Genomic DNA, 13380 nt, shown 5'->3' with positions numbered 1-13380 from the left:
GCGGTCTGTCCGCCCGAGGACATGGTCAGGGCATCCGCCGGACACCCGCCCTAGACTCGTCTGCGTGCTCGACCTCCCTCCTCTCGCCCGCTTCGGTGGCCTCGTCGCGACCGGTCTCCTCGATGTCACCAGCGATCCAGCGGCCCTGGACTCGACCGGCTTCTGGGCCGTCTCGGCCGACTTCGAGGGGCGTCTGACCTGCGCCCGCTTCCGGGACGTACGAGAGGAGCCGGTGCCCGCGCCGGTGCCGGGACGGTGGCACGGGCCGGCGGCCGGTGACTGGAAGTCGTCCCTCGACCGCGCCGCGTACACGGCCGGTGTACGACGTATCCGGGAGCACATCGCGGCCGGCGAGGTCTACCAGGCGAACCTCTGCCGCGTGCTCTCCGCGCCCGTCCCGCCCGACGCCGACGTCGACGCACTGACCGCTCTGCTGGCGCGCGGCAATCCGGCACCGTATGCGGGAACGATTCGGCTGACCGGCCACGGCGTCGAGATAGCCACCGCCTCCCCGGAACTCTTCCTCCGCCGGGCGGGCCGCTCCGTCGAGTCCGGCCCGATCAAGGGCACCGGACGCACCGAGGCGGACCTCCTGGACAAGGACTACGCCGAGAACGTGATGATCGTGGACCTCGTCCGCAACGACATCGGCCAGGTCTGCGCCACCGGCACCGTGACCGTGCCCGACCTGTGCGTCGTCGAGAAGCACCCGGGGCTCGTGCACCTCGTCTCCACCGTCAGCGGCGAACTGCGCGAGGACGTCGGCTGGCCCGGACTCCTCTCCGCCGCGTTCCCGCCCGGGTCCGTCACCGGTGCCCCGAAATCCAGCGCGCTGCGGATCATCGACGCCCTGGAGACCGCGCCGCGCGGCCCCTACTGCGGAGGCGTCGGCTGGGTCGACGCCGACCGCCGCACCGGCGAGCTGGCCGTGGGCATCCGTACGTTCTGGATCGACCGCGCCGACGGCGTCCTGCGCTTCGGCACCGGGGCGGGCATCACCTGGGGGTCCGACCCCGAGGGGGAGTGGCGGGAGACCGAGCTCAAGGCGTCCCGGCTGCTCGCGGTAGCGTCGGGAGCGTACGACGCGGGTGACGGGACTCCCACGGACTGACCCGGTTCCGGGGACAACGCCGGGAGCCGGGCCGGAACGCCACGCCGGACGACGTGTCCGGCACTTTCACGCATGCGAGGTAGAGACCAGTGAAGCTTTGGCTCGACGGCGGGCTGCAGGACATCGAGGCCGCCCGCGTCTCCGTCTTCGACCACGGGCTGACCGTGGGTGACGGCATTTTCGAGACCGTGAAGGCGGTCGACGGCCGGCCCTTCGCGCTGACCCGCCACCTCGACCGGCTGGCCCGCTCGGCGCGCGGCCTCGGTCTTCCCGACCCGGACGCCGACGAGGTGCGCCGCGCCTGCGCCGCCGTCCTCGACGCCAACCCGATGCCGCTCGGCCGGCTCCGCATCACGTACACCGGCGGTCACGGCCCGCTCGGCTCCGACCGCGGAGAGCACGGTCCGACCCTCGTCGTCGCGCTCGGCACCTCGGCCCCGCGCCCCGACTCCACGGCCGTCGTCACCGTCCCCTGGACCCGCAACGAGCGCGGCGCCCTGACCGGCCTCAAGACCACCTCGTACGCCGAGAACGTGGTCGCCCTGGCCCGCGCGCGTGAACACGGCGCCTCCGAGGCGCTGTTCGCCAACACGGTGGGCCAACTCTGCGAGGGCACCGGGTCGAACGTCTTCGTCGTCCTCGACGGCGAGATCCACACCCCGCCGGTCGCCTCCGGCTGCCTCGCCGGCATCACCCGTGCCCTCACAGTCGACTGGACCGGCGCCAAGGAGACCGACCTGCCGCTGGACGCCCTGGAGCGCGCCGACGAGATCTTCCTGACCTCCACATTGCGCGATGTGCAGGCCGTGCACCGGGTCGACGCCCGTGAACTGCCGGGCGCACCGGGCCCGGTGACCGCGAAGGCGATGCGCGTCTTCGACGAGCGGGCCGGGGACGACCTCGATCCCTGACGGTCTCCGGAGGCCATCGGCCCCTGATCGAGCGGTAATTCGGCTGACCTCGCGCGGATCAACGGGTACAACGTCCCTGATGACCACGACCCTGCGGCCGACCGAGCCGCTTCAGCGCGCCGCCGACGGGACGCGTTCACGCCGCTATCAAGTGTGCGTGAACAGCCGTCCCGTGGGCCAGGTACACCTCGCGACGGACCCCGGCTCGGGACCGTCCGTCGCCAGGATCCACGAGCTCCGCATCGAGGAGCCGGACCGTGGCCGCGGTCGCGGCACCGTGGCCGCGCTGGCGGCCGAGGAAGTGGCGCGGGGCTGGGGCTGCCGACAGATCGAGGTGACCGTTCCCGGCCCCGCCGCCGCGGCCCTGGCGCTCACCAGGGCGCTCGGTTACGTCCTTCGCAACCGCGTCATGGAGAAGGCGCTCGACGGCCCCGCGCCCGTACTGCCCCCGGGCAGCGCCGACCGGACCATGACCCGGGACGAGTACGAGATCTGGGACCGGACGGGCAGGCGGCAGTACGCCGAGGACTGGATCCGGCGCGGTGTGCCGGAGGCGGATGCGCACGCCAAGGCGAGCCGAGACTTCGGCGGTGCGTTGCCGCAGGGCCCGGCCACCGCGAACATGTGGCTGAGCGTCCTGGAGCACGAGGGCGTCCCCGTGGGCGATCTCTGGCTGGGGCACAGGGGCGGTGGCGCCTTCGTCTACGACGTCGGGGTCCGCGCCGAACAGCGCGGGCGCGGACACGGCCGGACGCTGATGCGGCTCGCCGAGGCGCAGGCGATGGCCGCCGGACTGAACCGCGTCGCTCTCAACGTCTTCGCGGGGAACACCCCGGCCGAGCGGCTCTACGAGTCACTCGGCTACGAGACGACGGAGTACTGCCTGTACAAGACGTTGCTCTAGGCGGGCCCGGGCTCGTCAATGAGCCCTGAGGTGCTCGGGGAACCCCGGGCCGGACTCGTCAACGAAGCCTTGCGGTAGGCCGGTTACGCGGCTCGGCGCCGGTTCAGGCCTGCTCGGCGAGCAGCCGGTCGGCGATCTCCTCGATCCGCTCGCGCAGTCCCTCCTGGCTCTTGCCGCCGTCCAGGCGTTCCCCGCCGATGACGTACGTCGGGGTGCCGGTGACGCCGATCGCCTTGCCCTCGGCCTGGTCGGCGTCGACGATCAGGATGTGCCGGCCGTCGATCAGGGCCGTGTCGAACTCCTCGGCGTCCAGGCCGAGTTCCCGTGCGACCTCGACCAGGAAGGCTTCGCCCTTGCGGTCCAGTTCCTCGACGCGACCGAGCACGGCCTCGATGTACGGCCATGCGCTGCCCTGCTCGGCGGCCTCCTCGGCGGCCTGCGCCGCGGCGAAGGCGTGCTTGTGCTTCTCCAGGGGGAAGTGCCGCAGCCGCAGCTCCAGACGGTCGCCGTAGCGGGCGCGCAGTGCGCGCAGATCGGCGAGGGCGCCACGGCAGTCGGTGCACTGGAGCTCGCACCAGACGTCCAGGACGACGGGGGCCGGGCGTGCGGTGGAGGAGCCGGAGGAGTCGTTCATGGGATCCAGTCTCCCAGTCCGGTGAGGGGGTGACTCAACCGGGACCTGGGGAGGACGGCGACCCCGAGATGTCCCTGAGGTCTGCCCGGACCATGGCATACCGGGCATGTTGCGGTGCAGGATGGAAGGGACGAACGAGACCCCGTCCCACCGAGCCCTGCCTGGAGGACCGGAATGATCGCAGAGACCGTCTGCTCCGCCGTTTCCGTCGCCGGCCTGGGCATCGCCGCGGTGACGGCCTACCGCAAGCGTTTCCTGAAGGCCGCTCGCATAGCCGCCTACTCGCTGGTTCCGATCGGCCTGGTCATGACCGGAGTGGTCGGCTGGCTGGCCGACACCGCGTTCAGCCCGACCGCGTGGGCCGGATTCGTGGTGCTCGGCGGCGCCTGGGCGCTGTTCATGATCACCCGCGCCGTCGAGCGTCGCAGCGGCGGGACACGGAAGGAACGCAAGGCCGCGAAGGCCGCCGCCGAGCGCGAGGCGGTGGCCCCCGCCGCTTCGGCCCCGTCGCTGGGCCAGAGCAGCGGCCTCGCCGCCCGGCCGGCCGCGACACCGCGGGCGAAGGGCTCCGGTGACGACTTCAGCGACATCGAGGCGATCCTGAAGAAGCACGGCATATGACCGGCTGAAGCGACACAAGATCGCACGCGTGTCACAGCGAACGCGCGGAAGCGTTCACGTTCGAGCGCGCCCGTCACATGATCCAGCGAACTCCCGTATATTCCGGGCGTGTTGATCGCGAAGCCGGTGCCCTCTGCGTCATCATCGCCCGCGAGATGCTGGACACAACAACGAGCGACACCGCTGCTCCGCCCGAGGAGCGGCGTGGTTGTCTCTTCGCGCTCTCCCAGCCGCCGCTGATGATCTTCCTTGCGGTGATCGGCTGTCTGCTGCTCATGGCTTCGCTGCACGACCTGCTGCTGCTCTGAGCTGTACACGGAGCCCCTGGCGTCACCCGCCGAGGGCTCCGTCGGTCCGGCCCCTCCGGAGAATCGACGGGATCTCCTCCACGCCGCGCACGGGCACCCGTCGAGCGACCCGCAGGAACGCGGCACACGACTGGCATGGTCAGGCCGTCGTAGGACCCTCATGGGCAAGGCTCACGCGACCTTCGTGGGGATGTGCGGAGCGCCGTGTTCTGAGCTCGGCCGTCTGCCGCCTCGGCTGTTGTGGCTGCCTCCGCTGTCCGGCTGCTCCCGGTGTCCCGCTGTTGCCGCTGATCGCTGCGATCCCTGTGATGTCGGTGGTGTGAGGCCGTCAGCCCGCCGCTTCCTTGCGGCGCGCCCGGTAGGCGGCCACGTGGAGCCGGTTCCCGCAGGTGCGGCTGTCGCAGTAGCGGCGGGAGCGGTTGCGGGAGAGATCGACGAAGGCCCGTCGGCAGTCCGGGGCCTCGCAGCGGCGCAGCCGCTCCTGCTCTCCGGCGACCACGAAGAAGGCCAGTGCCATCCCGCAGTCGGCCGCGAGGTGGTCGGCGACGGAGGCGCCCGGCGCGAAGTAGTGGACATGCCAGTCGTAGCCGTCGTGGTCCGTCAGCCGAGGCGTGGTGCCGGCGGCGGCGACCAGTTCGTTGATGAGCGAAGCGGCGACACGAGGATCGTCGGCGGCGAAGATCCCGGCGAACAGGCCGCGAACGTCGTGTACGGCCGCGAGGTCGCGCTCCGACAGCACGCCGACATCGCTGATGTCGTGCTTTCGCACAAAATCGGCGAGGGACGGCACGTCGGCGAGCCCGTCCGCCGTCCCGTCCTCCGGCGCGGTGTTCACCAGATCCACCACGGCGTCGAGTGCGCACCGGGTGTCGTGGGTGATCAGCACGTTTCGCTCCCTGGCCTGGGGGTCGGGCGAGGGCGCCCGCCCGATGCTGGCCGATGGTAGTGGCTTCCCGGCGCGGCGGAGACGGGTGCGGGGTCGCGGGAGCGGGGAGCCCGCGCCCGGAAGGCCCCCGGGGCGACCGCCCGAGATCCCGGGGCGGCCCGGAGGGCGGTGCAGGAGGAGAGGGTGTGCTGCCTGAGCGTGAGCGAGGGCGGTGCGTGCCCGTCGGCGGAGCTGGGTGCTGCGCCCGGCGCCGGGTCAGACGGGCGGAGGGGTTGCCCGGCTATGGGGGGCAGGCCATGGGGGGGGGTAGGCCAGCGGAGGGATGTCCGGCTGTGGGGTCTGGGTGGTGGGCTGAGGTGCCCGGTTGTGGGGCAGGTGGGTGGAGGGGGCCGGCTGTGGGACCCAGGGCGGTGGGCTGAGGTACCTGGCCGTGGGTCAGGCTGCTGGAGGTAGGTGTCCGGCTGTGGGGGAAGGGGGGTGTCCGGCTGTGGGACCGGTCGGCCGGACCGAGGTGCCGGCCGTTGGGCAGACGGGCGGACGGAGGTGTCCGGCCTTGGGGCACGTCGGTGGACGCGCATCGGCGCCGCCGCCGCGGACTTTCCGCGACGCCGGCGCCGGTGCCTTCCCTATGCGGTTGTCTGGGCCCGAGCCGTCTCCCCGAGTGGACGGCGCCGGGCGGCTCTGTGGTGACGCGTCAGCTCTCGGCCAGGATGTGTGAGAGCTCCGTGTCGAGATCGAAGTGCCGGTGTTCCGTGCCGGGCGGCACGGCTGCGTCCGTTCGCTTCAGGAATGACTCCAGGGCCCTCGCAGGGGCTTCGAGCAGGGCTTCACCCTCCGGAGAGCTCAGGGCGATGCATACGACGCCCTGGCCGTGGCTTCGGGACGGCCAGACTCGGACGTCGCCGGTACCGGTGGGCCGGTGCAGGCCCTCGGCGAGGAGGTCGCGGGCGAACACCCACTCGACGGTTTCCTCGGCTCCGGTGTGGAAGGTGGCGTGCACGGCGTAGGGATCGGCCGTGTCATACCGCAGTCCTGCGGGTACAGGCAGTGAGGACTCGCTCGACACAACGAGGCGCAGGTGCAGCTCGCAGCTGACCGTGGTGTTCATAAGCGCCAGGGCCTTTCGCTCAGTGTGCGCTCGGGGATTCGCACGTCGGCGAAATCGACATGCCACCTACGGTGCCGTTGTAAACCCCTCTGAGTGTTTTGCGTGTCTTTATGTAACTCATCCGGCCGAGGGCGCGTTCTCCGGATAGGGCCATTCCGGTGACTGGTTTCTCTCGGGTAGGGTTTGGTCGTATGAATACGGGGAGTGACGAGCCGGGCGAGGTCGCCATGGCGGACGATGAGACGAAGAATGAGCGAGCGCTCGGTTCGCGGGCGCCGCAATTCATCAAGGCGCGCCGCGCGCTGCACATGAGCTGGCAGGTGGGCGTTTTCGTCGTCGGACTCGCGGTGGTCGCGGCGGGCGTGGTCATGCTTCCGCTGCCGGGTCCCGGCTGGCTGGTGATCTTCGGCGGCATGGCGATCTGGGCGACGGAGTTCGTCTGGGCCCAGCTGGTGCTCCGCTGGACGAAGCGCAAGGTCACGGAGGCCACGCAGCGGGCCCTCGACCCCAAGGTCCGCCGTCGCAACATCGTCCTCACCTCGGTGGGCCTCGTGATCGTCGCCGTCCTCGTCGGTGTCTACCTCTGGAAGTTCGGCTTCGCGATGCCGTGGAACATCAAGGAATGACAAGCCCGGCTCGGGCTTCCTCCGAGCCGTCTCCGCTGGTCGAAGCCACCCCCTGACATGGGGTAATGTTCTCCCTGCGCCCGGGCGATTAGCTCAGCGGGAGAGCGCTTCGTTCACACCGAAGAGGTCACTGGTTCGAACCCAGTATCGCCCACACATGTGACAGACGGCTCCGGCCCACGACACCGTGGACCGGAGCCGTTTGCGTCGTCGTGGGGCCGGGGTGGACTGGTCGAAGGTCCAGCTCCGGGCTGGTGCGGACTGGTCGAGGGGCCGGCACCCGGCGGTCGCGCGTGACACTCGCAGGGTGCTGCCGCCGACCCCCGCAACTGCATGATTCCTGGCATGTTCAGCGTGAGTGCGTGAGTGCGTGTCCCGGTCTCCGTGATGGGCGCGCGCGCCCATCACGGTCTGGTTCGACCTCCGGTCCGATCTCCGGTCCGGTCCGACCTCCGGTTCGGGGTGCGAGCATTGCCGTCGGCACCTCGGTAGTGGGAGACGGTGGCGCCGACCGCCAGGGGCGCCGAGGCCGACGCCGTCGCCTCGGGGGCGAGTGCGGAGCCCGTCGTCTGGCCTGCCGGCATCGGCGTGGAGCGCAGCCACCTCTGTGTGACACGCGGACGCGGGCGTGGGGCGCGGGCGTCTCGGTACGACATGCAGACGTTGGCCTGGGGCGTGGATGGCCGGTGTGGCGGGAGGCGTTGGGGCGCGGCGCACGCGTGCTTCCGTGCGGTGACGGATTCGTGGTGTGTCGGATGCGTCGGTCGTGCGCACGCGATCTCCCTGGAGACGTAGGAATGTTCGGGAGTGCAGCCGTCTGACCTGCGTTGATCCCCGGGGCAGCATGTCCGGTCGGGCCGCTCGGGCGGCGCGTGGGCGCGTCTCGCGATCGACGTCATCGGATGGCCCATCAGGTCGCGTCGCCGCCGCCGAACGACCCCTCGATGCTTGCCCCTGCGGTCCTCGCGTCGCCCGAGTGGCCTTCCGGCGGGGCGTCCTGGAGGGGGAGGGCCGGAGGCCTCTCACGAACACCGCTCTCGCCTATGGCCCTTGAGTGAGCCGTGCTTTGCTGCCGGGCCCCTGCCGGGCAGGGGTGCGCCACGAGGACCGGGGTGACCTGGGCAAAGCGACCGTACCGCGAAGGCGGCGGCAGATCCGATCGCGCCCGGGCCGGGCCCCAACCGACCATGTCGACGCAAGTCGGTCCGCGCCGACTTGGCCGCGGTCGACCGCCCGACTTGGCCGCGGTCGACCGGTCGAGCCGGGTGGCACCGAGTGGACTCGGGCCGATCCGGAGCGAGCCCGGCCGACCGTGCCGAGGTGGTTCCGTCCGCGCCGTGGGCTCAGCCGACCGGTCGATCTGGGCGACGCCGACCGGACCGCGGTCATCCAGGCCGAGGGTGCCGACTTGGTTCGTTCCGCACCGACTTGACCTCTTCCCTCCGACCGGCACAGATGCACGTGTGAGCGCACTCAACCTGGGGCTGACCTGGGGCTGACCTGGGGCTGGGCGGATCCGGGGCGATCCCGCCGAGCCCGTTGAGTCGCCCTCGCGCCGATTGAGCTGACGGACTCGAAAGCCTCAGGTCGAGCCAGCGAAGTGGGGCTGACCTGGACGGGGCTGACCGGGCCGGGCTACCCAGAGCCGGGCTGTCCCGGGGCCGGGCGAACCCCGCTCGTCCGTCCCGAGTCGCACCGAACGGTGCCGACTTGGACCGAGTCCGATCGACCAGCCGGACCCGGACACCGACTTGGGCCGAGCCGCCTGAGACGTCGACCTGCCCCGGATGCCCGCCTGGGCCGAGCTGCCTCAGACGGAGACCTCCCCTGGATGGCGACTTGGGCCGAGCCGCCAGGGACGGCGACCTGGCCGGATGCCCGCTGGGCGGAGTCTCCCCGGACGCCGACTTGAGCCGAGCCACCCCGGACGCAACCACCAGCGGGGCCCACCCCGAACGCAACCAAGAGCGAGGCCACAGAGACGACCAAGACCCGACCCACCCCAGACACGAACAAGACCCAGCCCGCCCCGGACGCCGACATGAGTCGGGCCGGAGCCTCCCGGAGCCGGGCCACCGCTCACTCTCTGTTTCCCCGCCCCCCGCCAACACCCCGTCAGCGGCCCCGAGAGCAGTACATTTTCAGCCGCGTGCCCCGCCCGCCCCGTCGCCCAAAGAACGTTCGACAGGTCGACCGCGTACGCCCGACCTGCGTACTCCCCGCCGTGCGCGCCGGACCGGGCGCAGACGGCGACGCGACGGGATCCTAGCGCCGCACATCAATTCCTGTCCGAGTCATTGACGCGCCCGAAACCCCTCCGTACCTTGTGCCAGCAAGCGCTTACTTGAAACGATTCATGCAGGCGGCGTCGACGTTGCGGGGAGGCCCGACAGTGGGAAACAACGGGAGTGTCGAGCGGCGGACGGTCCTCAAGGCGGCCGGAGCTTCGCTGGCCGCGCTGGGGCTGGCCGCGACGACGGGCTGCGGTGGTGGCAGCGGCGGAGCCGGGGACGGGACGGTGACGATCCGTTACGCCTGGTGGGGTGCGGACGAGCGGGCGAAGCGGATCAACCAGTCCATCGCGCTCTTCGAGAAGAAGTATCCGAAGATCAAGGTGCAGACGGACTTCCAGGATTATGTGGCCTTCTGGGAGAAGTTCCAGACCCAGGCCGCGGGCGGAAATCCGCCGGACGTATTCCAGAACGCCGTCGGATTTCTGCGGAAGTACGACAAGCGCGGGATCCTGCTCGACCTCAAGTCCCAGATAGACGCCGGAAATCTCAGCCTGAAAAACTTCCGCGCCGGAGTCGAGAAGGTCGGTCAGGTCGACGGAAAGCAGCTCGGTATTCCCGTCGGATCCAACACCATGTCACTTGTCATCGACGAGAAGGTGTTCGAGAAGGCGGGCATCAAGCCGAAACAGGGCTGGACCTGGGACGAGTACTTCGCCGCGCTCAAGAAGATTCACGACACCCAGAAGGTGGCCGGCGACACCGGCTACTTCAGCATCATGTACCTGTACGACCTCTACCTCCGGCAGAACGGCAAGGCGTTCTTCACCAAGGACGGACTCGGTTTCGACGAGGCAGATCTGACGGAGTGGTGGGCCGACGGCTACAACCGCGTGAAGTCCGGCATCATCACCGATCCCAAGCGGGTCGAGCAGGACAAGCCCAAGTCCTCGCTCTCGGCGGGCCACGCCGCCTCCGAGTTCACCTGGGACAACTTCACGGTCCGTTACACGGCCGAGGGCGACAGCAGTTACGGCCTGGCGCCGATCCCGACGACCGACGGCAAGCAGACCGGCCAGTACCTCGCCTCGCTGATGCTCAGCGCCTCCGCGCACACCAAGCACCCCAAGGAAGTCGCTCGGTTCATCGACTTCATGGTCCACGATCCCGAGGTCGGCAAGATCATGGGCTACGACCGCGGGATCCTCGCCACCACCGAGCAGTTCGACGCGTTCCAGCCGGCCGATGCCCCCAGCAAGGCCATCGCGCAGTACGAGCAGGACGTCGCCGCTGCCGGTGTGCTGGGCACGATCACCCCGCACCCGGCGGGCGCCGACACCGTCGAATCCGCCTTCCTGCGCATCGGCGGTGACATGTCGCAGGGCACCACCAAGGTCTCCGACGCGGTGAAGCAGTTCTTCTCCGAGGCGAAGACCGCCCTCGCCGCCTGATGGGAACCGCCGTGACGCTCGTCAAGGACTCTCCGCCCGACGCGCCGGAGACACGTCCCGAGGCCCCCGCCGCCGGAAGGCGCCGGGGACGCCGGGAGAATCTCGCCGGCTATCTCTTCATGTCGCCGTGGATCGCGGGCTTCCTGCTGCTGACCGCGGGTCCGATGGCCGCTTCCCTCTACTTCGCCTTCACCGACTACAACCTCTTCGATTCGCCGCGGTGGATCGGCTTCGACAACTTCACCGCGATGTTCGACGATCCCCGGTGGCAGAAGTCGGTCGAGGTGACGGCCAAGTACGTCGTCATCGGCACACCGCTCAAGCTGTTGCTGGCGCTCGGGGTGGCCATGCTCCTCGCCCAGAGCCGCCGCGGCCAGGCCTTCTACCGGGCCGCGTTCTACGCCCCGTCGCTGATCGGCGCGAGTGTCTCGGTCGGCTTCGTCTGGCGCGCGCTGTTCTCCGACGACGCCGTCGTGGACCGTACGCAGTCGTTCCTCGGCTTCCACACCGGAGGCTGGGTCGGCGACCCGGACTGGGTGCTCTACAGCCTGGTCGCGCTCACCGTCTGGCAGTTCGGCGCCCCCATGGTCATCTTCCTGGCCGGGCTCAAACAGGTGCCGAGGGAGCTGTACGAGGCGGCGGAGGTGGACGGCGCGGGACCGCTGCGCAGGTTCTGGAGCATCACGCTGCCGATGATTTCCCCGGTGCTGTTCTTCAACGTGCTCCTGGAGACCATCCACTCGTTCCAGATCTTCGGTTCGGCGTACGTGGTCTCCAACACCACCTGCGGTCCGGCCGACGCCACGCTCGTCTACACCTGCTACCTCTACCAAAAGGGCTTCAAGGAGTCCCAGATGGGCTTCGCCTCCGCCATGGCCTGGATGCTGCTGCTCGCCGTCGCGCTGGTGACGGCCGTCCTCTTCTGGTCGCAGAAGCGCTGGGTGCACTACGAGGAGGACGCCCGATGAGCAGCATCACCGGCAAGGCCTTCGGCTCCGGCACCGCGACCACCTCGGGACGCGCCCGGACGCCCGGACGCAAGCGCACCGGCTCGCTCGCCTGGCACATAGGGGCCCTGCTGGTCCTCGCGGTGGTCCTCTACCCCGTGCTCTGGGTCCTCGGCGCCTCGTTCAAGCCGAGCCGCGAGATCATCGGCAGCCTGGACCTGTTCCCGACCAGCCCGATCCTTGCCAACTTCAAGGGGCTGGCCGACGGCATCGCCGACATCTCGATCGCCACCTTCTTCCAGAACTCCCTCTTCTACGCGCTCGGTTCGGTCGTCGGCATCCTGATCTCCTGCTCGCTCACCGCGTACGCCTTCGCCAAGATCCGGTTCACCGGACGGAACCTGCTCTTCTCGCTGATGATCGGCACGCTCCTGCTGCCCTATCACGTACTGCTCATTCCGCAGTACGTGATGTTCCAGAAGCTGGAGTTGGTCAACACCTATGTGCCGCTGCTGATCGGCAAGTACCTGGCCACCGAGGCGTTCTTCGTCTTCCTCATGGTGCAGTTCATGCGGAACCTGCCGCGCGAGCTGGACGAGGCGGCGCGGCTCGACGGCTGCGGGCATCTGCGGATCTACTGGTCGATCGTGCTGCCGCTGTGCCGTCCGGCCCTCATCACCAGCGCGATCTTCACGTTCATCAACGCCTGGAACGACTTCATGGGCCCGCTGATCTATCTCAACGAGCCCGGCAAGTACACGGTCTCGCTAGGCATGATGATGTTCCGCGACCAGGAGGGAATCGCCAACTACGGCGGCATGATCGCGATGTCGCTGGTGGCGCTGCTGCCCGTGCTCCTCTTCTTCCTCGCCTTCCAGCGGTATCTGATCGACGGTATGGCGACGTCCGGATTGAAGGGCTGACATGACCGTCACCCAGCCGAGATCCCGGGCGGAGGCCCGGACGACCGCGCGAGGCAGCGCGAGACGGCGGGCCAGGGAGGCCAAGGCCCGCAGGGCGCCCAGGGAATCCGTCCTCGCCGAGAGGTTCGCCGTCTTCGCGGAGTGTCTGCTGACCGGTGTGTGGATCACGGCAGCATCGCTGCCCCTCGTCACCGTTCCCGCCGCGTTCGCGGCCGGCGCGCGGCATCTGCGCCGGCGCACGGCTCATGAGGGCGGCGGATGGCGGGAGTTCGTGGCCGACTTCCGGGCGGCCGTACGGGGCGGCTGGCTCGTCGGAGCCGCTGGATGGGCCGGGGCGGCGGCGGTCTGGGTGGACGTCCAGGCCGTGCGCGCCGGAATCCCCGGTGGCCCGCTCGTCGGCGCCGTCGGGCTCTTCGCGCTGATCGGGGGAGCCGTCGCGGGACTGCGCGCGGCCGCGGTCTGGGCGCCCGGGGCGGCCTGGCGCGAACTGCTCGCGGACGCCGGGCGCCGTACCGTCCTCGATCCCGCGGGGTCCTTCCTGCTCATCGGCGGGTTGGTCGTGGTGGCCTGTTCCGCCCTGATCGTCGCGCCGTTGGCGGTCCCCGTCCTGGGGGCCGTCGCGGCGGCGGCCGTCGCCGTCGAGGAGCGCCGACGCCGCTGAGTCCGCACTCCCACGGGCCGGAGCACCGAGAGCCCGGCCCATCTCCGTCATGCCCTCA

13 protein-coding genes and 1 tRNA gene are annotated in these 13380 nt (G+C 70.1%); 11 read left to right on the top strand and 3 right to left on the bottom strand.

Annotated features, from left to right (window positions below; genetic code table 11):
- Window positions 1-64: 64 nt before the first annotated feature.
- From ACZ4N5_RS09205 to ACZ4N5_RS09195, 3 genes are all read left to right on the top strand, one after another.
- Complete coding sequence (locus ACZ4N5_RS09205) at window positions 65-1111, top strand: chorismate-binding protein (RefSeq protein WP_467756476.1); 1047 nt, start codon at window positions 65-67, stop codon at window positions 1109-1111.
- An 89-nt stretch (window positions 1112-1200) separates the two neighbouring features.
- Complete coding sequence (locus tag ACZ4N5_RS09200; RefSeq protein WP_467756475.1) at window positions 1201-2022, top strand: aminotransferase class IV; 822 nt, start codon at window positions 1201-1203, stop codon at window positions 2020-2022.
- 79 nt (window positions 2023-2101) lie between these two features.
- On the top strand, window positions 2102-2926 hold the full coding sequence (locus ACZ4N5_RS09195) for a GNAT family N-acetyltransferase (protein ID WP_467756474.1): 825 nt from the start codon (window positions 2102-2104) through the stop codon (window positions 2924-2926).
- A gap of 103 nt (window positions 2927-3029) precedes the next feature.
- On the opposite strand, the gene ACZ4N5_RS09190 is transcribed toward ACZ4N5_RS09195, so the two are convergent.
- A complete protein-coding gene (locus ACZ4N5_RS09190; RefSeq protein ID WP_467756473.1) occupies window positions 3030-3560 on the bottom strand; it encodes a DsbA family protein in 531 nt (176 codons plus the stop codon).
- 174 nt (window positions 3561-3734) lie between these two features.
- Between ACZ4N5_RS09190 and ACZ4N5_RS09185 the strand changes: the two genes are divergently transcribed.
- Both ACZ4N5_RS09185 and ACZ4N5_RS09180 read left to right on the top strand, forming a co-directional pair.
- Window positions 3735-4181, top strand: coding sequence for a hypothetical protein (locus ACZ4N5_RS09185; protein WP_467756472.1), 447 nt, complete (start codon window positions 3735-3737; stop codon window positions 4179-4181).
- 155 nt (window positions 4182-4336) lie between these two features.
- Window positions 4337-4489 (top strand): hypothetical protein, encoded by a 153-nt coding sequence (locus tag ACZ4N5_RS09180; protein WP_167455603.1) that lies wholly within the window; start codon window positions 4337-4339, stop codon window positions 4487-4489.
- Between the two features lie 328 nt (window positions 4490-4817).
- On the opposite strand, the gene ACZ4N5_RS09175 is transcribed toward ACZ4N5_RS09180, so the two are convergent.
- Window positions 4818-5375, bottom strand: a complete 558-nt coding sequence (locus tag ACZ4N5_RS09175; RefSeq protein ID WP_467756471.1) for a CGNR zinc finger domain-containing protein — start codon at window positions 5373-5375, stop codon at window positions 4818-4820.
- A 694-nt stretch (window positions 5376-6069) separates the two neighbouring features.
- A complete protein-coding gene (locus ACZ4N5_RS09170) occupies window positions 6070-6483 on the bottom strand; it encodes an SsgA family sporulation/cell division regulator (protein ID WP_003959770.1) in 414 nt (137 codons plus the stop codon).
- Between the two features lie 191 nt (window positions 6484-6674).
- Between ACZ4N5_RS09170 and ACZ4N5_RS09165 the strand changes: the two genes are divergently transcribed.
- The 6 genes from ACZ4N5_RS09165 to ACZ4N5_RS09140 all read left to right on the top strand — a co-directional run bounded on the left by ACZ4N5_RS09165 (window position 6675) and on the right by ACZ4N5_RS09140 (window position 13322).
- Window positions 6675-7109, top strand: coding sequence for a TIGR02611 family protein (locus tag ACZ4N5_RS09165; RefSeq protein WP_467756470.1), 435 nt, complete (start codon window positions 6675-6677; stop codon window positions 7107-7109).
- An 82-nt stretch (window positions 7110-7191) separates the two neighbouring features.
- A tRNA-Val gene (locus ACZ4N5_RS09160) sits at window positions 7192-7263 on the top strand.
- Window positions 7264-9501: 2238 nt separating this feature from the next.
- Window positions 9502-10791: an ABC transporter substrate-binding protein gene (locus tag ACZ4N5_RS09155; protein ID WP_467756469.1), complete on the top strand. Its 1290-nt coding sequence runs from the start codon at window positions 9502-9504 to the stop codon at window positions 10789-10791.
- Between the two features lie 11 nt (window positions 10792-10802).
- Entirely contained in the window at window positions 10803-11759 is a 957-nt protein-coding gene (locus tag ACZ4N5_RS09150) for a carbohydrate ABC transporter permease (RefSeq protein ID WP_467756468.1), read from the top strand.
- Complete coding sequence (locus ACZ4N5_RS09145; RefSeq protein WP_467756467.1) at window positions 11756-12661, top strand: carbohydrate ABC transporter permease; 906 nt, start codon at window positions 11756-11758, stop codon at window positions 12659-12661. Before ACZ4N5_RS09150 ends, ACZ4N5_RS09145 begins: the two co-directional genes overlap by 4 nt.
- A gap of 1 nt (window position 12662) precedes the next feature.
- On the top strand, window positions 12663-13322 hold the full coding sequence (locus tag ACZ4N5_RS09140) for a hypothetical protein (protein ID WP_467756466.1): 660 nt from the start codon (window positions 12663-12665) through the stop codon (window positions 13320-13322).
- The last annotated feature ends 58 nt before the right edge of the window (window positions 13323-13380 follow it).

This window comes from Streptomyces sp. NPDC026500, assembly GCF_055567635.1.
This window is presented reverse-complemented; position numbering and strand designations above follow the sequence as displayed.

Excerpts from the sequence above, each read along its gene's own strand:
- ACZ4N5_RS09180 (WP_167455603.1), top strand. The coding sequence starts at position 4,337 with ATGCTGGACACAACAACGAGCGACACCGCTGCTCCGCCCGAGGAGCGG.
- ACZ4N5_RS09170 (WP_003959770.1), bottom strand. The coding sequence starts at position 6,483 with ATGAACACCACGGTCAGCTGCGAGCTGCACCTGCGCCTCGTTGTGTCG.
- ACZ4N5_RS09185 (WP_467756472.1), top strand. The coding sequence starts at position 3,735 with ATGATCGCAGAGACCGTCTGCTCCGCCGTTTCCGTCGCCGGCCTGGGC.
- ACZ4N5_RS09145 (WP_467756467.1), top strand. The coding sequence starts at position 11,756 with ATGAGCAGCATCACCGGCAAGGCCTTCGGCTCCGGCACCGCGACCACC.
- ACZ4N5_RS09190 (WP_467756473.1), bottom strand. The coding sequence starts at position 3,560 with ATGAACGACTCCTCCGGCTCCTCCACCGCACGCCCGGCCCCCGTCGTC.
- ACZ4N5_RS09140 (WP_467756466.1), top strand. The coding sequence starts at position 12,663 with ATGACCGTCACCCAGCCGAGATCCCGGGCGGAGGCCCGGACGACCGCG.
- ACZ4N5_RS09195 (WP_467756474.1), top strand. The coding sequence starts at position 2,102 with ATGACCACGACCCTGCGGCCGACCGAGCCGCTTCAGCGCGCCGCCGAC.
- ACZ4N5_RS09165 (WP_467756470.1), top strand. The coding sequence starts at position 6,675 with ATGAATACGGGGAGTGACGAGCCGGGCGAGGTCGCCATGGCGGACGAT.